Origin of the sequence: Collinsella sp. TM05-37 (assembly GCF_003436455.1) — a bacterium.
Lineage (GTDB): Bacteria > Actinomycetota > Coriobacteriia > Coriobacteriales > Coriobacteriaceae > Collinsella.
The window spans coordinates 18,856-40,121 of record NZ_QSPN01000005.1 but is presented as its reverse complement, the minus strand read 5'-3'; the positions used below and the strand labels follow the sequence as shown (position 1 = coordinate 40,121).

The window sequence follows — 21,266 nt, the reverse complement described above, 5'->3', positions numbered from 1 at the left end:
GTGACGCTCGTCATCGGCGCCGCCGCGAGCGGCAAGAGCGCCTACGCCGAGTCCCTGTGCCTCGGGCACGACGGCCCTCGCGTGTACCTGGCAACGATGGAGCCCTTCGGGGAAGATGGCGCCCGCCGCATCGCGCGCCATCGGGCGCTGCGCGAAGGCAAAGGGTTTTCCACCCTCGAGTGCTCGCGTGACGTGGGCGCCGCAGCGCCCGGGCTTCCGCGCGGCTGCACACTTCTTTTGGAGGACGTGGGCAACCTGGTTGCGAACGAGCTCTTCGCGGAAGGCGGCTTGTCCCCGCGTGACCCCGACGCTGCGGCGCGCGAGGTACTCGGAGGCATCGAACGGCTCGCTCAGGCCGCTGCGTATACGGTGGTGGTCACCGTCGACGTGTTCGCCGATGGGATGCGCTACGATGAAGGGACCGAGGCATGGAGGCGCGCGCTCGCGCGCGTGAACGCGGGCGTCGCGGCGCTGGCCGACCATGCAGTCGAAGTGGTATGCGGGATTCCCGTGTGGATGAAAGGCGAAGGACCTACAAGGTGAAGATAGCAGAGGCAATCGGCGCGGCGTTCGGAACGTTCTCGCGCATCCCCGTCCCGAAATCGGCCTGGACCGATTTCGGGTCAACCCATGCACTTGCCGCGTTTCCCCTGGTGGGCCTTGCGGAAGGCTTCCTCATGACGGCGTGGGGGCACGTGGCGAACCTGCTCGGCGTGCCCGCGACCATCGTCGCGGCCGTGCTCGCGGCGCTGCCTGTGGCGGTGACGGGAGGCATCCACCTAGACGGGCTCTGCGACACCTCCGATGCGCTTGCAAGTTGGGCCCCGCGCGAGCGAAAGCTCGAGATCATGCACGATCCGCGGGCGGGCGCCTTCGGGGTCATCGGTGTTGTTGTGTACCTTATTCTGCAGTTTTCCCTGTTCACCGTGCTGCCGCTTACGGCGGGGGCGTTCCTCGCGCTTCTGTGCTCGCTCGTGTTCTCCCGCGCGCTTTCGGGACTCGCCGTTGAATGCTGGCCTGCCGCGCGGGCGGACGGCATGGCCGCGGGGCTCTCGCCTGCGAAGAAGCGCGCGGCGATCGTCGTGCCGCTTTGCGCTTTCGCTGCGGCTTCGGCTGCAGGGATGGTCGCGTGCGCTCAGGCCGTCGGCGCCTTTATGGCGGTGGCGGGGCTTTTGGTGCTCGCGTGGTACCGCCATGTTGCCCTGTCCCGCTTCGGCGGGGTGACGGGGGATTTGGCCGGATGGTTTCTGCAATGGGCCGAGCTCGCGATGCTTGCCATGCTGGTGGTGGGGGGCATGCTCCTATGATGCTCGTGGTAGGTGGCGCGCATTCGGGGAAGAGGACCTTCGTACGCGAAAAACTCGGGTTCGCGGCGGACGATTTCGTCGACGCGGCGCAGCTTGCGGAGGGCGGCGTGCCCGCGGCTTTTGCCGGCCGCGTCGCATACCGTGCTGAGGAACTCGTACGCGCGCTCGACGCTGACCGGGCGCTCGAGCGGCTGATCGGCTTCGACGCAGTGATTCTGCCCTTGGTCGGCTCGGGGGTCGTCCCCATGAGTGCGGAAGACGCCCAATGGCGCGAGCGCGCGGGGCGCCTGGGATGCGCGCTCGCTGCGCGCGCCGACGTCGTCGTGCGCATGACGTGCGGGATTCCCCAGGTCATCAAAGGAAACCTTGCCGATGCACCTCGAGGGACGCAGGGCGCGGGTGCGCTTTTGGAAGTCGTCTTCGTGCGCCATGGTGCCACGGCGGGCACGGAAGACCATCGCTACAGCGGGGCGGGCACCGACGAGCCCCTGTCGAGTGCGGGCGAGCGCGCTTTGCGCGACCTCGCGTGCGATCGTGACGTGTTCCGTGTTATCACGAGCGGCATGGCCCGCACCGACCAGACGGCGCGCATCCTCTTCCCGAACGCGGAGCTTATGGCGTGCCCCGGTCTGCGCGAGATGGATTTCGGCGACTTCGAGGGGCGAAGCGCCGCCGAGCTTAAAGAGGATGCGCGCTATCGCGCCTGGGTAGACTCCTGGTGCGAGACGCGCTGCCCGCATGGCGAGGGCAAGAGCGATTTCACCCGCCGCGTCATCGCGGCGTTTCGGGAGGCGTGCAAATCGGAGCGCTCCCAGGGGAGTGGGCGCGCCGTCTTCGTCGTTCACGCGGGTACCGTGAAAGCGCTGCTCTCCGAGCTAGCTGTCCCGAAAATGGGATACTTCGACGTGCATACCGAGCCGGGCGGCGCATGGGCCGCCACTTGGGATGGGCGCTGCCTTCGCGACGTTCGCCCCGCTTGGGGGGGCGATGCCCGGTGATGACGATTCTTGCCGTCGCCGCCGGGTTCGCGGCCGACCTTGCCTTCGGCGACCCGCGCTGGCTTCCCCATCCCGTCGTCGCCATGGGGCGCGCGATCACGTGGGCCGAAGGCCGCCTGCGGGGCGCATTCCCGCAAACGTCCGCGGGCACGCGCGCCGCAGGGCTTGTGCTCGCCGTGGCGCTTCCGCTTGCGTGTGGGCTTTTGACCTGGGGAATCCTGCATCTTTGCGGCATGGTTCACTCCGGCTTGCGCTTCGTGGCCGAGGCATGGGCGAGCTATCAGATTCTCGCGGCATGCGAGCTGCGCCGCCAGAGCCTGGCCGTTGCCCGCGCGTTCTCGAAGGGCGGCCTTGTCGCGGCGCGCGAAGCCGTCGGGCTCATCGTGGGACGTGACGCGTCTGTTCTCGACGAGCAGGGCGTCGCGCGCGCCGCCGTGGAAACGGTGGCGGAGAACGCGAGCGACGGTGTCATTGCGCCGCTTTTCTACCTTATGATCGGGGGTGCGCCCTTGGGCATGGCGTACAAGGCGGTGAACACGCTCGACAGCATGGTGGGCTACAAAAACGAGCGCTACATCGACTTCGGCTGCGCCTCGGCGCGCCTCGACGATGCGGTGAATTGGATCCCCTCGCGCTTATCGGCCCTGCTCATGATCGCCGTGTGCCCGATCGTCGGGCTCGACGCGCGCGGGGCGGCGCGCATCTGGCGCCGCGACAGGCGTCGCCATGCGAGCCCGAACGCGGCGCAGACCGAGTCAGCGTGCGCGGGCGCGCTCGGGCTGCGCCTGGCAGGACCCGCGGTGTATTTCGGCAAGCTTGTTGAGAAACCGACGATAGGCGACGCGTCCCGCGAAATCGAGTGGGGCGACATCGCCCGGGCGACAAGGCTCATGCTCGCCGCGTCCGTATGCGCGCTCGTCGTCTTCGGCGCCGCGCGCGCGGCGGTCGTGCTCGCCGTGGGGGCGATGGCATGAGGAAAGACCACGCCGCGCCCCGGGCTGCCGGGGGAATCCTGCGCGCCCGCACGCATGGGGGCAGCGCGCAATCGCTCGGCATCGCTTGCGAAGGGGGTGCCTCCGACCTCATTGACTTCTCGGTGAACGTGAATCCGGCAGGCCCCTCGCCGCGCGCCGTCGCCGCAGCTTGCAAGGCGCTTTCTCGAATCGACGCCTACCCCGATAGGGAAAGCCTCGCCCTCGTTCGCGCCCTAGCGCGCGACCAGGGCATTCCCGAAGATACTATCGTCTGCGGCGCGGGCGCGTCCGACATCATCTGGCGGCTCGCCGCGGCGGTGCGCCCGAAACGCATCGTCGTGTGCGCGCCGACGTTCTCTGAATATGCGGAGGCGGCATCGTACTACGGCGCATGCGTGCAGGAGTTCCCGCTCTCCGAAGCGGACGACTTCGACGTGCCCGCCTCCTTCGCCCGCGCGATCGAGGGGCCGGGAGACGTGGCGTACCTCTGCAATCCGAACAACCCGACGGGGCGCCTCGTCGACCCCCGTGTGATCGATGCCGCGGCTTGCCGCTGCGAGCAGGTGGGCGCGCTGCTCGTCGTGGACGAGTGCTTCCTCGGATTTGCGCCCGACGCCCGCGAAAGGAGCGTGGCCGCACGCGCCGCGTGTTCGCGCCATGTGGCCGTGCTCTCCGCGTTCACCAAGCTCTACGGAATGGCGGGGTTGCGGTTGGGATATCTGATCAGCGGAAACGCCCAACTCATCGAGGGGATTCGCCGGGCGGGGCAGGCGTGGCCCGTCTCTTCGGTCGCCGAGGCCGCGGGTATCGCCGCCCTGGAAGACGTCGAATACGTCTCGCGCACGCGCGATGTATTGGAGGGCGAGCGAGCGTGGCTTTCCCACGAGCTCTCCTCGCTCGGGCTTTCCGTCGTGCCGTCGGATGCGAACTTCCTTTTAGTCCGCACGCCGGCGAAAGACATCCCCGAGCGCCTGTATGATCAGGGGGTTTTGGTCCGCACGTGCGACTCGTTTTCGGCACTGTCCCGTTTCTGGTGCCGCGTCGCGGTGCGCACGCGCAAGGAGAACGCCCGGCTTGCGATGGCGTTCGGCCGTGCGCTTCGGGCGGAAGACGCATCGGGCGAAGGCGAACCCGACGAACGGGGCGGCGCTTCTTTCAGCGGCGCTATGGCGGGCGCGGATGGCCGAGGCTTGGCGAAGGAGGTCGATACCCGTGGGTAGGGCCAAGCCCATCATGATCCAGGGCACCATGTCGAACGCGGGGAAGAGCCTGCTCGCGGCGGGGCTGTGCCGCGTGCTTTCGCAGGACGGCCTGCGCGTGACTCCCTTCAAGAGCCAGAACATGGCACTCAACAGCGGCGTCACGGCCGACGGGCTCGAGATGGGGCGCGCCCAGATCATGCAGGCCGAGGCGTGCGGCATCGCGCCCGACGTGCGCATGAACCCCATCCTGCTCAAGCCCGAAAGCGGCCACCGAAGCCAGCTCATCGTGGCCGGCAAGGCGCAGGGAGCCTTCGCTGCGAGGGACTACTTCGCGCGAAAGAAGGCGCTCATGCCGCAGATTTTGGAGGCGTTCGATTCGCTCGCGGAGGATAACGACGTCATCGTCATCGAGGGCGCCGGCAGCCCCGCCGAAATCAACCTTGCCGAAAACGACATCGTCAACATGGGGCTCGCGCGCGCCGTGTCCTCCCCCGTGCTGCTTGCGGGCGACATCGACCCGGGCGGGGTATTTGCCCAGCTCTACGGCACGGTCGCGCTCCTTGCGCCCGAGGACCGCGCGCTTTTGCGGGGGCTTGTGGTGAACAAGTTCCGCGGCGATGTGGAAATCCTGCGCCCGGGTTTGGCCCCGCTCGAGAAGATGTGCGGGGTTCCCGTCGTGGGGGTCGTGCCGTATCTTACGCTTGACCTGGACGACGAGGACTCGCTCGCGCCGCGCCTATCTGCCCGCGAGGCGCGCGGCGTCATCGACGTCGCCGTCGTGCGTCTTCCGCATCTGTCGAACTTCACCGACTTCGACCCGCTTTCGCGCGTGCCCGGCGTGGGCGTGCGCTACGTTTCCTCGACGAGCGATCTGGGCCGACCCGACCTGGTGGTTCTTCCCGGCTCGAAGACCACGCTCGACGACGCGCGCTGGCTTGCGGCTAGCGGCATCGGAGCCTGTGTACGCGCGCTTTCGGGCGCGGGCACACCGGTGCTCGGCATATGCGGAGGCTACCAGCTTTTGGGAGACGAGCTTTCCGACCCGCACGGCAGGGAAGGCGCTGGCACCGCGCGCGGGCTCGGGCTCATCCCTGCAAGTACGGTGTTCAAGGAGGAAAAGCGCCTCGCCCAGTCGGAGCTGCGCATCACGGGCGCCCAAGGCGCGTTCTCGGTGTGGAACGGCATGACGGCGCGCGGGTACGAGATTCACGACGGCGAAACGACCGTCTCCTGCGCCCCTGCGGGCACGATTGGCGGCAAACCAGAAGGCGCGGCCTGCGGAAACGTGTTCGGAACCTATCTCCACGGCCTGTTCGACGAACCGGGGGTGGCGCTCGCCCTCGCGCGCTCGCTCGCGCGCATGCGCGGCCTGCCCGAGAGCGTCGTGGGTGCTGCGGGCGCAGCGTCCGCAGCCGATCACCGTGCGCGCGAGTTCGACCGCCTGGCCGACGTCGTGCGCGGGGCGCTTGACATGGAGTATGTCTACCGCATTATCGAGGAGGGCGTATGATCCACGTGTATCATGGCGACGGCAAAGGCAAGACCACGGCGGCGATGGGCCTCGCCCTTCGCATGCTCGCCGCAGGCCGCCGCGTCGTCGTCGTCCAGTTCCTGAAAGACGGCGAAAGCGGGGAGGTGCGCCTGCTCGCCGAGCATTTTGGCGTGCCCGTGTTCGCGGGGAAGGCGTCGGACAAGTTTACCTGGTCGATGACGTCGGAAGAACTTGCCGCGACGTGCGAGCTGCACGATGGGAACCTCGCTTCCGCGCTCGCCGAGCTCGAGGGCGCGCAAGAGGGACTGCTCGTGCTCGACGAGGCGCTCGACGCGCTTTCGAAGGGGCTTGTCGACGAGGCACTCGTGGACCGCGCACTCGATATGTCCGCGCTCGGCGTCGAAGTAGTGCTCACCGGGCGCGCGCCTTCCCGCAAGATCGTGGAGAAGGCCGACTACATAACCGAGATGCGGTGCAAGAAACACCCCTACGAGCAGGGGATATGTGCAAGGGAAGGAGTGGAGTACTAGATGGATTCCAAGGAGATGGCGCCCGGCGACATCGAGCGGCGCAGCTTCGAGATCATCACCGAAGAGCTCGGCGGCCGCACGTTCCCGCCGCTCGAAGAGCCCGTCGTGAAGCGCGTCATCCACACCACTGCCGACTTCTCGTACGCCGATTCCCTCGTGTTCACCCATGACGCCGCGCACTGTGCGCTCGACGCACTGCGCGCAGGGGCCACGGTGCTCACCGACACGAACATGGCGCTCGCAGGCATAAGCAAGCCCGCGCTCGCGAAGCTCGGCTGCAAGGCCGTGTGCTTCATGGCCGACCCCGATGTCGCCGCGGCTGCGCGCGCCGCGGGCACGACTCGCGCCGTTGCGAGCATGGACAAAGCTTGCGGCATCGAGGGTCCGCTCATCGTGGCCGTCGGCAACGCTCCCACAGCACTTCTGCGCCTCGCCGAGCTCATGGACGCGGGGAAGATCGCGCCCGCGCTCGTCGTTGGGGTGCCGGTCGGGTTTGTGAACGTGGTCGAGGCGAAAGAGGAGCTACTCGCACGACGCGTGCCGGCCATCGTCGCGAGGGGTCGCAAGGGCGGCTCGACCGTGGCGGCTGCCATTATGAACGCGCTGCTCTACCAGATCACGCGCACAGGCGGCCCGAAGTGACGGCTCCCGCATCCGCGCCGGCGCTGCGCATCTTCGCCGGCACCACCGAGGGCCGCCTTCTGTGCGAATGGGCGAGCGGGGCGGGCATCCCCGCCCGTGCCTACGCGGCAACAGAGTACGGAGGCGAACTTTTGGGCGAGCTTCCGGGCATCGAGGTGCATGCGGGCAGGCTCGACGAGGCCGACATGGAGCGCGAGCTTTCCGGCGCGCGCATCGTCGTCGACGCCACGCACCCCTTCGCTACGCTCGCAAGCGGCAACATCCGGGCCGCTTCGCTCGCCGTGGGTGCACGATGCCTGCGCCTTGCGCGCCCGGTCGAGGCGCTGCCCAAAGGCGTCGTGTCGGTCGCGTCGATCGCCTGCGCGGCGCGCTTTCTCTCCGAGAACCCGGGTCGCGCTCTTCTCACGACGGGGAGCAAGGAGCTTGCTCCCTACACGCGCGTCGCCGATTTCGCGGAGCGCTTCTTCGTGCGCGTGCTCCCGCTGCCCGGTGCTATAACGAAGTGCATCGACGCGGGGTTTTCGCCGTCGCACGTCATCGGCATGCAGGGGCCCTTCACCCGCGAGCTCAACGAGGCGATGCTTCGGCAGGTGGGCGCCCAGTGGCTTGTGACCAAGGACTCGGGAACCGTAGGCGGCACGGCCGAGAAGCTCGCCGCAGCGCGCGCCGTGGGAGCGCGCTGTATCGTGGTCACCCGTCCCGCCGAGGGAGGCGGGGCCCTTTCGCTTCGGGAAGTGGAAGATGCGCTCTTTCGGGAGTTCGCGCGCTAGGCGCTCGCCGCGCCTGCGAGGAGGATCGCCTCGAGCAAGCTCGACCCGTACAAGCCCGTCATCCACCAATAGCTCGAGGACGCCCGGAACTGGCGCAAACAGCCCTTCAATAAGTTGCGGTGAAATAGTGTCTGTTTTTGCTGCTAGATAGCATACTCAGTCCCTAAATCACCGTAACTTGTCGGTGGTGGCTTACTGGTAGCGTAGGCACTCCACCGGGTCGAGCTTTGCCGCGCGTCGAGCGGGGTAGAAGCCAAAGATTACGCCGATGCCGACGGAGACGGCGAAGGCCAGCAGCACCGTGGCGATTGAAAAACTCGGTGTGATTTGCCCGCTGGCACCGAGCTCGCCAAGAATCCCGGGTCCGGAGGCAAACATCGCGAGGCCCCAGGCCAGCAGATAGCCTATCAGGACACCCAGCAGGCCACCGGTGACGCACAGCGCCGAGGACTCGGCCAAAAACTGCGCGGTGATATCGCGACGACTGGCGCCCAGAGCGCGACGGATGCCGATCTCGCGGATGCGCTCAGTCACGTTGGTGAGCATCATGTTCATAATGCCGATACCGCCGACAAGCAGCGAGATACTGGCGACAGCACCCATGATGAGCGAGAAGGCGCCCATAAAGGAATTGAGGGAGTCGATAGCGCTTTTCATGGAGGTCGCCGATACACTGTCGTACTCATCATCCTCCGCGATACCCTTCATCGCGCGCACCTTGGACTCGATGGTCTTGCAGAGCTCATCCATGTCCGTGCCCTCGGCGGCAAGTGCCGTCACGCTGGGGAATGAAGGATTCTCGTCGCCAAATAGGCCGGAGATGGTTTCGCGTGGCATATACAAAGTGAGCGAGCCCATGGAGTCGCTGCCGCCATCAATCACGCCTACAATCTGCACCTCGCCGTTGGACACTTTGATGGTTTTTCCCAGCGCATCCTGTTCGTTGCCGTAAAGCTGATCGGCGCCGCCGCGGCTGATGAGCGCCACGCGCGAGCCTGCCTTTGACTCGACATCGGTGTAGGTGCGCCCCGCAACGAGCTTACTGGCACCCACGGCGTCGAGCATGTCGCTATCGACACCCTGTGCCATGACGGTATAGCTTTTATCGCCGGTCTTGTACTCGGTATACGCGCTTTTGACAATTCCGATCTGTTCTATCTGCGGCACCAGTTTTTTAAGCTTCTGGACGTCAGAATCAGAGAGTTCTTGGGACGAATAGATCTGAACCATGCGAGCTGCGTTGAGGCCCAGGCTGTTGACCAAGCTGTTTTGGATGCCGCCGATGAGCGAAGTCATGGCAATGACCGAGGCGATGCCAATGACGATGCCAAGGATGGTGAGCAGGCTGCGCCCCTTGTTGGCCTCGAGCGAGTGAAGGGCTTCCTGGATAAGATCGCGGGCGCTCATGCCATCACTCCTTTCGGCGGGTTGGCGGAGGCGGAAATCATGGGCAGGCTATCTACGGCGCTGCGTAGGGTCCGCGGTGCATGCGGAATATACGCGCCGTCGTGAATGCGACCGTCGCGGATGGTCACGGCACGGTCGGCCTCGGCGGCGATGCCGGGGTCGTGTGTGATAAGCACGATGGTCTTGCCGCGTTTCTGGAGCTTGTGGAAGGTTTCCATGACGAGCGCCCCGGTTGTCGAGTCTAGATTTCCCGTTGGCTCGTCGGCCAAAATGATGGGCGGGTCGTTGACGAGGGCGCGCGCGATGGCGACGCGCTGCATCTGTCCGCCCGAGAGTTCCGATATTCGGTGGTCCCAATGGTCGACCGGCAGTGTGACGGCTTGCAGCGCGTGCACGGCGCGCATCTCGCGCTGGCTACGCGGCACATTGGTGTAGGACAGCGGCAGCATGACGTTTTCGATCACCGTCAGACGCGGCAGCAAGTTAAAACTCTGAAAGACAAAGCCGATGCTCAGCGCGCGCACCTCGGTGAGCTCATCATCGTCGAGCTCGGCGACGTTGAGCCCTTGCAGGAAATAATCACCCGCCGTCGGCTTGTCCAGGCAGCCCAGGATGTTCATGAGTGTCGACTTGCCCGAGCCCGAGGGGCCGGTGATGGCGACGAACTCACCGGGGTTCACCGCCAGGCTCACGTTGTGCAGGATGTGGGCGCAACCGGCCTCGCTCTCAAAGATGCGGTGCACGTTGCGGATGTCGATGACGGGACGCATTACTTGCCCTCGTCGGCAGGCATGTTGTCGCCGCCGTCTGCCGTCATGCCTGTGCCGGTATCCGTCACGATGGTGTCGCCGTCGCGTAACTTGGTAACCGGGACGTCTGGGTTGATCTCGTTGCCCTGGTCGTCGCGCTTGACCTGCGTCTTACCGACTACAGCCTCGTTGTCGTTTTGCGTCACGACGGTCACCTTCACGCGGCGCGTCTTCTTGCCTTCCGAATCGGTGGCCAGATTGACGTAATAGTGCTCGCCATCTTCGGTCATCAGCGCCATGGTCGGCACCATAACCACGTCGTCGAGCTTCTCGGTCACTACCGAGACCTCGGCAGTCATACCCGGCTTAAGGCGACTGTCGGGTGCTTCGATGAGGATGTCGACGTTAAAGGTCACGCTGCCGCCGCTACCGGAGCCGGAGTCAGAGTTTGCCACCGAGGCGATAGCCGTGACGGTGCCCTGACTCACGATATCGGGAAACGCGGGATAGGTCACGTTGGCGCTTTGGCCCACGGCAATTTTGGCGATATCCTTTTCGCCCACCTGAACCGTCACCTTCATCTTGGACAGGTCGGCGATTTGCATGCACTGCTTGCCGCCGCTCGTGTCGCCTTCGCCCATGATCGTGCCTCCGGTCACCGTGGCACCGACTTTGGCGTTGAGCTCGACGATGTTGCCCGAGCTGGGGGCCTTTACGGTGCGCTCGGCCGCCTTTGCAGTTGCCTGCTCCAGCGTTGCCTGGGCCGAGGCGAGGTTGCGCTGGGCGGTCGAGACGGCATTTGCGTTGGCGTTTGCGTCCGATGGGCCGGTCGATCCGTCACTGTCCGTTGTCGGTGCGGCCTGTGCGGCCGCGAGCGTCGCCTTTGCATTGTTCAGGTCTTCCTGGGCGGCCGCGACCGCGCGCTGCGCCTCGGAAACAGCGCTATCGAGCGCGTCGTTCTTAATGGTCATGAGCACGTCGCCCTCGTTGACGCTCTGTCCGGCCTGCACGTTGATCTGCGCCACCGTACCATCGACGGAAGGGGAGACGACCGAGGTTGAAATAGGCTTGAGCTGTCCCTTGGCTTCGACTGTGGTGGTAAACGTGCCTTCGGTGACCATGTCGGTCACCGGTCCGTTGGTGCCTGCGGGTTGCGCGTTGATGACCAGCGTTGCGATGATGGCAATGAGCGCGATGGCAACAACGACACCGACGGCGATACCGCGTCGGATGAGCTTTTTGCGCCGACGCTCGGCACGCTTTGCCTTGAGCTTTGCATAGGCTTCTTCATCGGAAATCTCGGCGGTATCGTTCGTGCGTCCGCTCTGCTTTTCGGCATGTACGTTTGTAATCAAAGGAATCGTTTCGGTGGCACCTTCGGGCGTGTACTCGGCATCATCCGGGCCTGGGGTGATGGTGGGGACATTCGGCATAGCGTCTCCTTTATAGAAAGTTCCTCAATAAGTATATGCGCCCGTCGCGTAAGGCGGGCGCATATGGCGGATTCTTTCGGAACTGTTAGATTGGTCGCAGCGGCTCCACGTTGTGGGAATGCGCGCGTTGCACTACGAGTGGACAACCACGCACAGGCCGACTTTGATGCAGTCGTGAAGTGCCTTTGCATCGGCCAGGCGCAGGTTGATGCAACCGTGGCTGCCGCACCACTTGTACGACTCGGCATTATCGAAGCTCTTGTCGTTTTGCCAGGTGGCGTCGTGGAATCCGACCATATTGCCCTCGAACGGCATCCAATAGCTGACCGGGCTCTCGTATTTGGGCTTGCCGGTCTCGGGGTCCTTGGCACCGATAAGCTTGCTGGCGCCATTGTTGCTGTTGATCTGCCATACGCCCTCGGGGGTGGCGTCCTCTCCCGGCTTGCCAGAAATAAAGTTGGCCTCCCAAACGATATTACCGTTCTCGTCATAGTAGCGCGCGTGCTGCTCGGACAGATCGACGTCGATATACGCCTTCCAGTCGGGCTCTCCCTTTGCGGTAAAGGTGTCGGCCTTCTGGGAGTACTTGATCTCGATTTCGCCGGTCTGCTTGTTGTTAATGGCGTCCTCGACCTGCTTGGCGAGCGAGCTGCTGTCGATGGACCAACCAAAGTCACCGCCTTCAACGGCACACTGCTTGCCATCGGCGCGTGTCCACCAGCGAGTGGAGCCCACGGTATTAAAGCCGTTCGCGAGCTCGGCTGCCCAGCTGCTGATTTGCGACGTATCGAGCGTGGGGTTGGCAGGATCGGCAAAGCTGATCCACTGCAACACGGAGCTGCCATCAACCTTTCCGGCATCCTCGCCGTTGAGCTTGAGGGTCACGTTGACGCCCAAGAAGTTGTTGGCGGCATCGCATGCGGCCTGAATCTGATCATCGGTCAGCGTTCCATTGAGCGGCTCATAGGCATCGTTGCCGAGCTTGGAAAGATCTACGGTCTCGGCCAGCGAGGCAAGCTCGAGCTCGGCATACTTAATGACATGCTCGCGGTTGAGTTTTTCGTTGGAGCGCGCCTTCTCGACGGTAAACTTGCCGGCCTGCTCGTCATAGGAGCTATTGGCCTCGAACGTGCCCGAGCGCCCCTCGTTAAACTCGTCGATGGCGGCGCCCAGATCCTTCTCAAACTTCTTTTGGTCAAAAGTGTCGGAGAGCATGGACAGGTCGACGTCTTGATCAAGATCGACTTCGTTGGAGGTAGCGGTTGTTTTGGTCTTTCCGCTTAAGGATTCCACAAGGCGGACCGGCCATACAAAGGCTTCGTTGTGGCTGATGATCTCTTTTGCGGCAGCTTCGCCGTCGACGATGGGCTCATCGGACTCGGGCTGATACGTCCAGCTAAAGTCATCGCCTGTCACGGTGAGCTTATAGTGCTTCCATGCCGAGTTGACCTTGGTGGCGGCAGACGAAGCGTTGGAGAACGAGACGTCGACGCCGGCGATGGTGGTGTTGGGGTAGGCTAGCTGGGAAAACGCTACGACGCCTACGATATAGACAATGACGATAAGACCCAGGACGACAAAGAGCGTCGTCTTTTTGCCCGACTTATTGTTCTCGGCGGGTTTGCGCGCGGGGTCGCGATCGCCTCGACCGTGCTTGGGGGGCTGCTTGGGCGTATTGCTGTTTGCCTGGCGCTGCTGACGTGGCTGACGCTGCTGGTTCGGGCGTTGGGAAGCGTTTGCCGCACCACGCTCCTGACCGTGGCTCGGCGCGATAGGACGCGGCGACTGAACGCCACCGGTGTGCCTGCTCGGCTGCTGCGGATCGGGAATCAGTTGAGTTCGATCGTTTTGCGACATCGTGTGCATATCCTTCGAATTTCGCCTTGCGGCTCATCGTGTTTTTACTGGGCTTGCATTATAGCGATTACCTAGTTGATTGTGGTATGGAAACGGTGGCATTCAAAAGAGGTGGGACATTTGTCCCACCTTCGAGTCGTTCTTTGTCGCTATCCGCACACACCGCATTTTGCACAGGCCGAAAGTGCGGCCGGAGCCTGCGCGATGCCGCCCTTTGCCGTCTCGCGCAGCGTGGCCGGCAACGCGTGGCCCACCGAGAGCATGACGTGTGCCATCTGGTCAAACGGCACCAGGCTCTTAATGCCGGCGAGGGCGAGTTGTGCGGAGCTAAAGGCGGCTGCCACGCCGATGGCGTTGCGGTTTTGGCAGGGCACCTCCACGAGGCCACCGACGGGGTCACAAACGAGGCCCAGCAGATTACTCAGCGCGATGGAACTGGCGTCGAGCGCCTGCTCGGGTGTGCCGCCGAGCATCTGCACCAGCGCGGCGGCGGCCATGGCGGCCGCACTTCCGACCTCGGCCTGACAGCCGCCCTCGGCGCCGGCAACGCAGGCGCTCGTGGTGAGGTTGAGGCCGATGGCGGCGGCGCAATAAAGGGCATCCATGACCTGCTCGTCGTCCAGCTGCAAATGGTCTGCGAGCGCCAGCACGCAGCCGGGCACAACACCCGCGGATCCTGCCGTCGGAGCTGCGACGATCACGCCCATGGTGGCGGAGCGCTCGAGCACGGCCATGGCGCGGGCCACGGCGTCGGTCTGGACGGCGCCCATCAGGCTTATGCTCAGATCGTTTCGGCTGGTGGCATCGACAAGCTTTGCCTCGCCGCCGATGAGGCCGCCGAGCGAGCGCTGTGGATTGGAAATGGGGGCTGTGGTCTCTTCGCGCATGACGTCGAGTACGCGGCGCATGGCGGCGATAGCGTGTGCCTCGCCGGTCAGACGTGCCTCGCGCACGGCCATGACGGCGCCGATGTTGAGCCCCAGTTCCTCGCACGCATCGAGCAGCTGCTCGCCGTCGTCGAAGATTTCCTTTGCCGAGACGCCGGGGGAGAGCGACGAGGCAGAACCGGGGAGTTCGATAAAGGTCGCGTAATCGACATTGTCGAGCTTGCGGAGCATGGGGACGACGGTGTCGTCGGGGGCGCCGTCGGTCTCAAAGACGGAGTAGGCCTGGCCGCCCACTTCGGTGCGGTAGGTGCGGCAGAAGGCGATGTTCACATGGGCGTAGGCGAGCAGGTTGGTGAGCGCTGCGAGCACGCCGGGGACGTCCTGGTGCGCCACGAAGAGCGTGGAATACATGCCCGAGATGTCGACGCCGACGCCGTTAATGCGGCTGATGCGCATCTTGCCGCCGCCTAAGCTCTCGCCGCGGACCTGCGCCGTGGCGCCCGTGGCGTCGACCATATCGATGTCGACGGTGTTGGGGTGGATGGAGGCGTCGTCGCCCTTGATGTCAAAGTGATATTCGAGGCCCTGCCCACGTGCGAGGTCAAAGGCCTGCTTGATGTTCTCGTCATCGGTGTCGAGGCCCAGAATGCCCGCGACGAGAGCGCGGTCGGTGCCGTGGCCGCGGTAGGTGTGGGCGAAGGAATTCCACAGGCCAAAGGTGACTTTGGTGATGCGGCCTTCCAGCAGGCTGGCGGCAACTTGGGCGCAGCGCAGGGCGCCGGCGGTGTGCGATGAGCTGGGGCCGACCATGACGGGGCCCAAGATCTCGAATGCCGAGGTCGTAGCTAGTGTTTGTGGCTTGCCTGCCATATGCGCTCCTGTTCTATCCCGTCGTCCCGAGGGGCGGGGCATAAGGTCGCCTGCTCGGACAGTCCTGACTCGCACGGAGAGCACATTAAGTGCTCTCCGGCTCGTGCGGAACTCGCGATCGACCTTATGCCCCGCCCCTCGGGACTAAGGATACATGGTAGAGGCGCTCGTGCTGCAAAATTCATGAGCTGGTGACCTATTCTGCGTCCCAGGTCGGCTCATCTTCACCACCGGTTAATAAAAAAGAGGTACCGGTTGGTCCGGTACCTCTTTTGGTGCGTTTCGATTTGGCTGTAGCTTTTGCCGCTAGCTTACAGGCCGCAGGCTGCTTTGAGTTCTTCGACTCGGTCGGTATTCTCCCAGGTGAAGTCGGCGTCTTCTCGGCCGAAGTGACCGTAGGCTGCCGTCTTTTCGTAGATGGGGCGACGCAGGTCTAGGTCGCGGATGATTGCGCCCGGGCGCAGGTCGAAGGTCTTCTCTACGGCCTCGACGATCTTGTCCTCGGCAACATGCGCGGTACCGAAGGTATCGACCATGATTGAGAGGGGCTTGGAAACGCCGATGGCGTAGGCAAGCTCGACTTCGCAGCGGTCGGCCAGGCCGGCGGCGACCACGTTCTTGGCGACCCAGCGCGCGGCATACGCGGCGGAGCGGTCAACCTTGGTGCAGTCCTTGCCGCTAAAGGCGCCGCCGCCGTGACGGCCGTAGCCGCCGTAGGTGTCGACGATGATCTTGCGGCCGGTGAGGCCCGTGTCGCCCATGGGGCCGCCCACGACAAAGCGACCGGTGGGGTTCACGTAGATGTCCGCGTTGTCCCACGGCATGTTCTCGGCGGCCATGACCGGGGTGATGACGTGTTCGATGAGGTCGGCCTTGATCTTGCCCATGCCCTCAATCTCGGCGGCGTGCTGCGTGGAGATGACGATGGTCGTGACCTCCACGGGCTTGCCTTCCTCGTAGCGCACCGTGACCTGGGTCTTGCCGTCGGGGCGCAGGTAGGGCAGGGTTCCGTCATGGCGCACGGCAGCCAGGCGCTCGGCCAGGCGGCTTGCCAGGTAGTGCGGCATGGGCATGAGGGTCTTGGTCTCGTTGGAGGCATAACCGAACATCATGCCCTGGTCGCCGGCGCCGATCAGGTCGATCGGGTCGGTGGTAGCGCCGGTCTGGGTCTCGAAGGACTCGTCAACGCCCTGGGCGATATCGGGCGACTGCTCGTGGATGAGGCTCATAACGCCGCAGGTGTCGCAGTCAAAACCGAACTTGGCGCGGTTGTAGCCAATGCGGCGGATGACGCCGCGGGCGATTTCCTGTACGTCGACGTAGGCCTGGGTGCGAATCTCGCCGGCGACGATGACCGTGCCGGTGGTCACGAGGGTCTCGCAGGCGCAGCGGACGTTCTCCACGTTGGCGGGCACACCGTTGGGCGCAATATAGCCCTGCTCCTGCAGCTCTATTTCTTTGGCGAGGATTGCGTCGAGGACGGCGTCACTGATCTGATCAGCGATCTTATCGGGATGACCTTCGGTCACCGACTCCGACGTAAAAACAAAGGACCCGTGTTGGGGTGGGATGGAACGAAGTTCTTCTGACATGATTGTCCTTTCAAAAACGTGTCCCAGCGACCGTTACCATTCCGCCGGGCTCTCTATGCAAGGGCACATCATAGCGCGTAAATCAAACATTCACACCCTTTCCGCACCTACTCATTGGGGACAGACTTAAATGACCAGCCAATAGGAACACTCTTACGGCACCTGGGGACGTTCCTTATGTGCCGTCACTTGGGGACGGTCCTTTTCTGCCGGCAGTCTAGGAACGTCCCCAAGTGACGGCAGTTTGGGACACTCCTGTTCAGTTAGCTTCGAAGAATGTCCCCAACGAATGGTCATTTAAGTCTGTCCCCAATGAGTGTGTCGGTGCCCTTTGTGCGGAGGTTGCTTTGATGCTTTATACTGATGCGGTTAGACATCCATCCTGCAATCGAGGAGATTTCCATGGCATCAGACGTTCGCGTCCGCTTTGCACCCTCACCGACGGGCAAGCTGCACATCGGCGGCGCCCGCACCGCTATCTATAACTGGGCTTTCGCCCGCGCAAACGGCGGCACGTTCATCCTGCGCATCGACGACACCGACCCCACCCGCTCCACCGACGAGAACACGCAGATCATCCTGCGCGCCATGCGTTGGCTGGGCCTGGATTGGGACGAGGGTCCCGAGGTGGGCGGCGACTATGGCCCCTATGCCCAGACCGAGCGCCTGGACCTGTACAAGCAGGCCGCCCAGAAGCTTTGGGACGAGGGCAAGGCCTATCCCTGCTTCTGCACCAAGGAGCAGCTCGACGCCGACCGCAAGGCCGCGCAGGAGCGCAAGGACCCCTTCCAGGGCTATCAGCGTCGTTGCCGCGATCTTGATCCCGAGGAGGCCCGCCGCCGCATCGAGGCCGGCGAGTCCTACGTCCTGCGCATCAAGGTGCCCGAGGACCGCGGCGACGTCGTCATCCACGACGCCGTTCACGGTGAGGTGACCTTCGACGCCAAGGAGCTCGACGACTTTGTCATCTTCCGCTCCGATGGCACGCCCACGTACAACTTCGCGACCGTCGTCGACGACGCTATGATGAAGATCACCCATGTCATCCGCGGCGACGACCACCTGTCCAACACCCCGCGCCAGGTCATGGTCTACGAGGCCCTCGGCGCGCCCGTGCCCACGTTCGCCCACATCTCCATGATCCTGGGCGCCGACGGTAAGAAACTCTCCAAGCGCCACGGCGCAACTTCGGTGGAGGAGTACCGCGACGCCGGTTACCTTTCCGACGCCTTCGTCAACTACCTGGCGCTGCTCGGCTGGTCGCTCGACGGCGAGACCACGATCATCCCGCGCGATGTCCTAGCCAGCAAGTTCTCGCTCGACCGCATCTCCAAGAACCCGGCGACCTTCGATCCCAAGAAGCTCGATTGGGTCAATGCCGAGTACATCAACGGCATGTCCGACGCGCAGTTTGCCGATGAAATCATGGTCCCCGAACTGCACGAGGCAGGTCTCATCGAGGGCAACGTCGAGTACGGCGAGGACTGGATTGATGCGCTTGCCGCCATCGTCAAGCCGCGCACCAAGATGCCGGCCGACGCCGTGACCGTCGCCGCTCCCATCTTTGCTACGGCCGAGACGCTCGAGTATGACGAGAAATCCGTTAACAAGGGCCTGGCTAAGGAAGGCATGGGCGCCATTCTGGATGCCGCCAAGGCCGCGCTCGAGGGCGTGGACAAGTGGACTGCCGAGGCCATCGACGCCGCGCTTGAGCCGCTGCCCGAGCAGATGGACCTCAAGAAGCGCGTGGTGTTCCAGGCCGTGCGCGTCGCCGTCTGCGGCAACATGGTGAGCCCTCCGCTGGGCGAGACCATGGCGCTCGTCGGCCGCGACGACTGCCTGGCGCGTATCGACCGCGCTCGCACGATGGCGCTGTAGTAGACGCGCAAATGCATGTATCCGAGCCCCGTTCACCCGAGCGGGGCTCTTGTTTCTGTACCGATGAGTGGGTTGCTGGGACAAAATAATCAGTAGTGTTTGTCCCATGTTCGAGTGTCGCAACGAGCTCGACACTCGTATCGGCCATGGGACAAACTCTACTGATTGTTTTGTCCCACCCCTTTCAGGTCCGTTCGTTAGAGGTGGTGTATGGCTCAACAACTGTCGCTGTTTGGTTTGCCGGAACCGGAGGAAGCTCCGGTGAAGCCCAAGCCTGCCGCTGCCTCGGCTCAGTCTAAGCCTTCGCCCGAGCCCCCTGCCGCCTACGCGAGCGTGGTCCTCGACATCCCCACCCGTGCGCTGTCGGAACCGTTTGCTTACGGCATCCCCGAGTCCCTTGCCAACGAGGTCCAGATCGGATCCACGGTCCTGGTCCACTTTGGTAACCGTGCCGCCGCGGGCTATGTCGTCGACATTGCGCCTGATCTGGGCGATCTGCCGGGCAACAACTCCCTCGACCCGGTGCGCATCAAGCCCATCGAGGCCATCCTCAGCAAACCGCTCTTTACCGCCGAAGCCGCCCGCATCGCACGTTGGATGAGCCGCGAGTATGTCGCGACGCTTTCCGAGTGTCTGCGCCTGTTCTTGCCTCCGGGTGGCAGCCCGCGTGTGGTCAAGGGCGACGACGGTGTGTGGACGGTTGAACGTCCAGCCGTCAAACCCATCCAAAACCGCTGGGTGATGCTTACGCCCGAAGGCTTTGACTACACGCCGCCCAAGACCGCGGTCCGCCAGCGCCAACTCATCGAGGCGCTCCAGTGTGGTCCTGTCACGACGCGCGACCTCAACCTTCTCTATAACAGTATGTCGGCGACCATCAAGGCGCTCGAAAAGCGCGGCGTCGTGGTGGTTGAGGAGCGCCGTGCATGGCGTGGCTGCAGCGAGCAGACCACGCTGTCCTCGGCAAGCGGCAAGGCGCCGGTCTCCCTTACCAACGGCCAGCAACAGGCACTCGCGCAGATTGAGCGCGCCCGTCTGGACGCTCATGGCGACGTGGTGCTGGTCGACGGCGTCACCGGCTCCGGCAAAACCGAGGTTTACCTCTCCGCCATCGAGCGCGTGCTCGCAGCAGGTCGCTCGGCCTGCGTGCTGGTGCCCGAGATCTCGCTGACGGCCCAGACCGTCGGCCGCTTTCGTTCGCGCTTTGGCGAGACGGTCGCCGTGTTCCATTCGCGGCTTTCGGCCGGCGAGCGCCTGGACCAGTGGGACATGGTTGCCAGCGGTACTGCCCGCGTTGTCGTCGGCGCGCGTTCGGCGCTCTTTTGCCCGCTCAGCGACCTGGGTCTCATCATCATCGACGAGGAACACGAGACCAGTTACAAGCAGGGCTCCAGCCCGCGCTACCATGCGCGCGAGGTTGCGGCCGAGATGGCGCGCCGCTATCGCTGCCCACTTGTGCTGGGCTCGGCCACGCCTTCTGCCGAGGCCCTCGACCGCTGCCGCCGCGGTACATACAACGGTGCTACCTGGACGCGTGTCGAGATGCCCGAGCGCCCGGGACTCGCCGTGCTGCCTACGGTCCGCATTGCCGACCTGCGCCGTGAGTTTTCACACGGCAGCCGCTCCATGTTCTCAAAACCCTTGATGGAGGGCTTGGAGCGTGTGGTCGAGCGTCGCGAGAAGGCCGTGCTGCTGCATAACCGCCGTGGCTTTGCGCCGTTCCTGATGTGTCGCGAGTGCGGCTGCGTTCCCACCTGCAACCACTGCTCCACAGCGCTTACGTATCACGAGCGCACGCACACGCTGCAATGTCACACATGCGGATCCTCCTGGCGCGTGCAGCCGTATCCCGCGCCCACGAGTCGTTGCCCCAAGTGCGGCAGCCGCTACCTGGCAAAAATGGGGCTGGGCACGCAGCAGATCGAGGACGCACTGCACCAGATGCTGCCCGAGGACGTCGCCATCATCCGCATGGATGCCGATTCCACGCGCGGCAAGGATTCGCACAAAAAGCTGCTCGAGCAGTTCGATGCGGCCGATTGCGCCGTGTTGCTGGGCACCCAAATGATCGCAAAGGGTCTCGATTTTCCCGAGGTCACGCTCGTGGGCGTGGTCAATGCCGACTTCGCCCTTAAGCTGCCCGATTTTCGCGCAGGGGAGCGCGCCTACGATTTACTGGAGCAGGTCGCCGGCCGTGCCGGTCGTGGTGATCGTCCCGGCGAGGTGATCGTCCAGACCTACCTGCCCGAGGATCCGGTCATTCGTGCCGTCGCTGAGCACGACCGTTCGATCTTTACCGACTACGATTTGGACCAGCGCCGCGACGCGCTGTACCCGCCGTTTGTTCGCCTGGTCAACATCTTGGTGTGGTCGGCAAACCGAGACGACGCGCAGGACTACATTGGGCGCATCGCAAAGCTTCTTAAGCGCCGCTGGCATGCCGCCGCGCCCGATTTTTTGCGGGCGGGGAGTGCCGTGCCGCAGGTGCTAGGCCCGGCTTCGTGTGTAATCGAGAGAGCCAAGGACCGTTACCGCTTCCATCTGCTTGTGAAGTCGCCCGTGGGGTACCATGTCTCTGATGATATCGACGCCTGCCTCAAAGAGGTGGGCTCTGTGCGCGGCGTGAGCGTGAGCGTTGACGTCGACGCCTATGATTTGATGTAACAAACCGAAAGGAT

The 21,266-nt window shown here is 64.1% G+C and carries 17 protein-coding genes; 11 read left to right on the top strand and 6 right to left on the bottom strand.

Going from position 1 to position 21,266, the window contains the following annotated elements; genetic code table 11:
* The 9 genes from DXD48_RS04005 to cobK are packed head-to-tail and all read left to right on the top strand — an operon-like array spanning nucleotide 1 to nucleotide 7,915.
* Nucleotides 1–543, top strand: coding sequence for a bifunctional adenosylcobinamide kinase/adenosylcobinamide-phosphate guanylyltransferase (locus DXD48_RS04005; RefSeq protein ID WP_199407892.1), 543 nt, complete (start codon nucleotides 1–3; stop codon nucleotides 541–543).
* Nucleotides 540–1,307, top strand: coding sequence for an adenosylcobinamide-GDP ribazoletransferase (locus tag DXD48_RS04000; protein WP_158548924.1), 768 nt, complete (start codon nucleotides 540–542; stop codon nucleotides 1,305–1,307). Before DXD48_RS04005 ends, DXD48_RS04000 begins: the two co-directional genes overlap by 4 nt.
* Nucleotides 1,304–2,305 carry a histidine phosphatase family protein gene (locus tag DXD48_RS03995; protein WP_117564097.1) on the top strand — a complete coding sequence of 334 codons (1,002 nt, stop codon included), beginning with the start codon at nucleotides 1,304–1,306 and terminating at the stop codon, nucleotides 2,303–2,305. The genes DXD48_RS04000 and DXD48_RS03995 overlap by 4 nt, the downstream gene beginning before the upstream one ends.
* Complete coding sequence (cbiB, locus tag DXD48_RS03990) at nucleotides 2,305–3,279, top strand: adenosylcobinamide-phosphate synthase CbiB (RefSeq protein WP_117564096.1); 975 nt, start codon at nucleotides 2,305–2,307, stop codon at nucleotides 3,277–3,279. The genes DXD48_RS03995 and cbiB overlap by 1 nt, the downstream gene beginning before the upstream one ends.
* Entirely contained in the window at nucleotides 3,276–4,499 is a 1,224-nt protein-coding gene (locus tag DXD48_RS03985) for a histidinol-phosphate transaminase (protein WP_158548923.1), read from the top strand. Before cbiB ends, DXD48_RS03985 begins: the two co-directional genes overlap by 4 nt.
* Nucleotides 4,492–5,991: a cobyric acid synthase gene (locus DXD48_RS03980; protein WP_233514962.1), complete on the top strand. Its 1,500-nt coding sequence runs from the start codon at nucleotides 4,492–4,494 to the stop codon at nucleotides 5,989–5,991. Before DXD48_RS03985 ends, DXD48_RS03980 begins: the two co-directional genes overlap by 8 nt.
* Nucleotides 5,988–6,503 (top strand): cob(I)yrinic acid a,c-diamide adenosyltransferase, encoded by a 516-nt coding sequence (locus tag DXD48_RS10165; protein WP_117647859.1) that lies wholly within the window; start codon nucleotides 5,988–5,990, stop codon nucleotides 6,501–6,503. The genes DXD48_RS03980 and DXD48_RS10165 overlap by 4 nt, the downstream gene beginning before the upstream one ends.
* Nucleotides 6,504–7,145 (top strand): precorrin-8X methylmutase, encoded by a 642-nt coding sequence (locus tag DXD48_RS10160; protein WP_117647861.1) that lies wholly within the window; start codon nucleotides 6,504–6,506, stop codon nucleotides 7,143–7,145.
* Nucleotides 7,142–7,915, top strand: coding sequence for a precorrin-6A reductase (cobK, locus tag DXD48_RS03970; RefSeq protein WP_117564093.1), 774 nt, complete (start codon nucleotides 7,142–7,144; stop codon nucleotides 7,913–7,915). Before DXD48_RS10160 ends, cobK begins: the two co-directional genes overlap by 4 nt.
* A 192-nt stretch (nucleotides 7,916–8,107) precedes the next feature.
* On the opposite strand, the gene DXD48_RS03965 is transcribed toward cobK, so the two are convergent.
* From DXD48_RS03965 to metK, 6 genes are all read right to left on the bottom strand, one after another.
* Nucleotides 8,108–9,322 carry an ABC transporter permease gene (locus DXD48_RS03965; RefSeq protein WP_117564092.1) on the bottom strand — a complete coding sequence of 405 codons (1,215 nt, stop codon included), beginning with the start codon at nucleotides 9,320–9,322 and terminating at the stop codon, nucleotides 8,108–8,110.
* Nucleotides 9,319–10,092, bottom strand: a complete 774-nt coding sequence (locus DXD48_RS03960) for an ABC transporter ATP-binding protein (protein WP_117564091.1) — start codon at nucleotides 10,090–10,092, stop codon at nucleotides 9,319–9,321. The genes DXD48_RS03965 and DXD48_RS03960 overlap by 4 nt, the downstream gene beginning before the upstream one ends.
* Complete coding sequence (locus DXD48_RS03955; protein WP_117564090.1) at nucleotides 10,092–11,504, bottom strand: efflux RND transporter periplasmic adaptor subunit; 1,413 nt, start codon at nucleotides 11,502–11,504, stop codon at nucleotides 10,092–10,094. The genes DXD48_RS03960 and DXD48_RS03955 overlap by 1 nt, the downstream gene beginning before the upstream one ends.
* Nucleotides 11,505–11,636: 132 nt before the next feature.
* Nucleotides 11,637–13,361 carry a L,D-transpeptidase gene (locus tag DXD48_RS03950; RefSeq protein WP_158548922.1) on the bottom strand — a complete coding sequence of 575 codons (1,725 nt, stop codon included), beginning with the start codon at nucleotides 13,359–13,361 and terminating at the stop codon, nucleotides 11,637–11,639.
* A gap of 149 nt (nucleotides 13,362–13,510) precedes the next feature.
* Nucleotides 13,511–15,118, bottom strand: a complete 1,608-nt coding sequence (sdaAA, locus tag DXD48_RS03945; RefSeq protein WP_117564088.1) for an L-serine ammonia-lyase, iron-sulfur-dependent, subunit alpha — start codon at nucleotides 15,116–15,118, stop codon at nucleotides 13,511–13,513.
* A gap of 311 nt (nucleotides 15,119–15,429) precedes the next feature.
* The gene (metK, locus tag DXD48_RS03940; RefSeq protein WP_117564087.1) at nucleotides 15,430–16,710 is read right to left on the bottom strand and encodes a methionine adenosyltransferase; all 1,281 of its coding nucleotides are present in this window, start codon (nucleotides 16,708–16,710) and stop codon (nucleotides 15,430–15,432) included.
* Nucleotides 16,711–17,112: 402 nt separating this feature from the next.
* Between metK and gltX the strand changes: the two genes are divergently transcribed.
* Together gltX and priA are read left to right on the top strand one after the other, a co-directional pair.
* On the top strand, nucleotides 17,113–18,588 hold the full coding sequence (gene gltX, locus DXD48_RS03935) for a glutamate--tRNA ligase (protein ID WP_117564086.1): 1,476 nt from the start codon (nucleotides 17,113–17,115) through the stop codon (nucleotides 18,586–18,588).
* 210 nt (nucleotides 18,589–18,798) lie between these two features.
* Nucleotides 18,799–21,252, top strand: a complete 2,454-nt coding sequence (gene priA, locus DXD48_RS03930) for a primosomal protein N' (protein ID WP_117564085.1) — start codon at nucleotides 18,799–18,801, stop codon at nucleotides 21,250–21,252.
* The last annotated feature ends 14 nt before the right edge of the window (nucleotides 21,253–21,266 follow it).

What these genes read in the sequence shown, in the direction of transcription:
- DXD48_RS03995 (WP_117564097.1), top strand. Translation starts at nt 1,304, where the DNA reads ATGATGCTCGTGGTAGGTGGCGCGCATTCGGGGAAGAGGACCTTCGTA.
- cbiB (WP_117564096.1), top strand. Translation starts at nt 2,305, where the DNA reads ATGACGATTCTTGCCGTCGCCGCCGGGTTCGCGGCCGACCTTGCCTTC.
- DXD48_RS03985 (WP_158548923.1), top strand. Translation starts at nt 3,276, where the DNA reads ATGAGGAAAGACCACGCCGCGCCCCGGGCTGCCGGGGGAATCCTGCGC.
- DXD48_RS10165 (WP_117647859.1), top strand. Translation starts at nt 5,988, where the DNA reads ATGATCCACGTGTATCATGGCGACGGCAAAGGCAAGACCACGGCGGCG.
- DXD48_RS10160 (WP_117647861.1), top strand. Translation starts at nt 6,504, where the DNA reads ATGGATTCCAAGGAGATGGCGCCCGGCGACATCGAGCGGCGCAGCTTC.
- DXD48_RS03965 (WP_117564092.1), bottom strand. Translation starts at nt 9,322, where the DNA reads ATGAGCGCCCGCGATCTTATCCAGGAAGCCCTTCACTCGCTCGAGGCC.
- DXD48_RS03960 (WP_117564091.1), bottom strand. Translation starts at nt 10,092, where the DNA reads ATGCGTCCCGTCATCGACATCCGCAACGTGCACCGCATCTTTGAGAGC.
- DXD48_RS03955 (WP_117564090.1), bottom strand. Translation starts at nt 11,504, where the DNA reads ATGCCGAATGTCCCCACCATCACCCCAGGCCCGGATGATGCCGAGTAC.
- DXD48_RS03950 (WP_158548922.1), bottom strand. Translation starts at nt 13,361, where the DNA reads ATGTCGCAAAACGATCGAACTCAACTGATTCCCGATCCGCAGCAGCCG.
- sdaAA (WP_117564088.1), bottom strand. Translation starts at nt 15,118, where the DNA reads ATGGCAGGCAAGCCACAAACACTAGCTACGACCTCGGCATTCGAGATC.
- metK (WP_117564087.1), bottom strand. Translation starts at nt 16,710, where the DNA reads ATGTCAGAAGAACTTCGTTCCATCCCACCCCAACACGGGTCCTTTGTT.
- gltX (WP_117564086.1), top strand. Translation starts at nt 17,113, where the DNA reads ATGGCATCAGACGTTCGCGTCCGCTTTGCACCCTCACCGACGGGCAAG.
- priA (WP_117564085.1), top strand. Translation starts at nt 18,799, where the DNA reads ATGGCTCAACAACTGTCGCTGTTTGGTTTGCCGGAACCGGAGGAAGCT.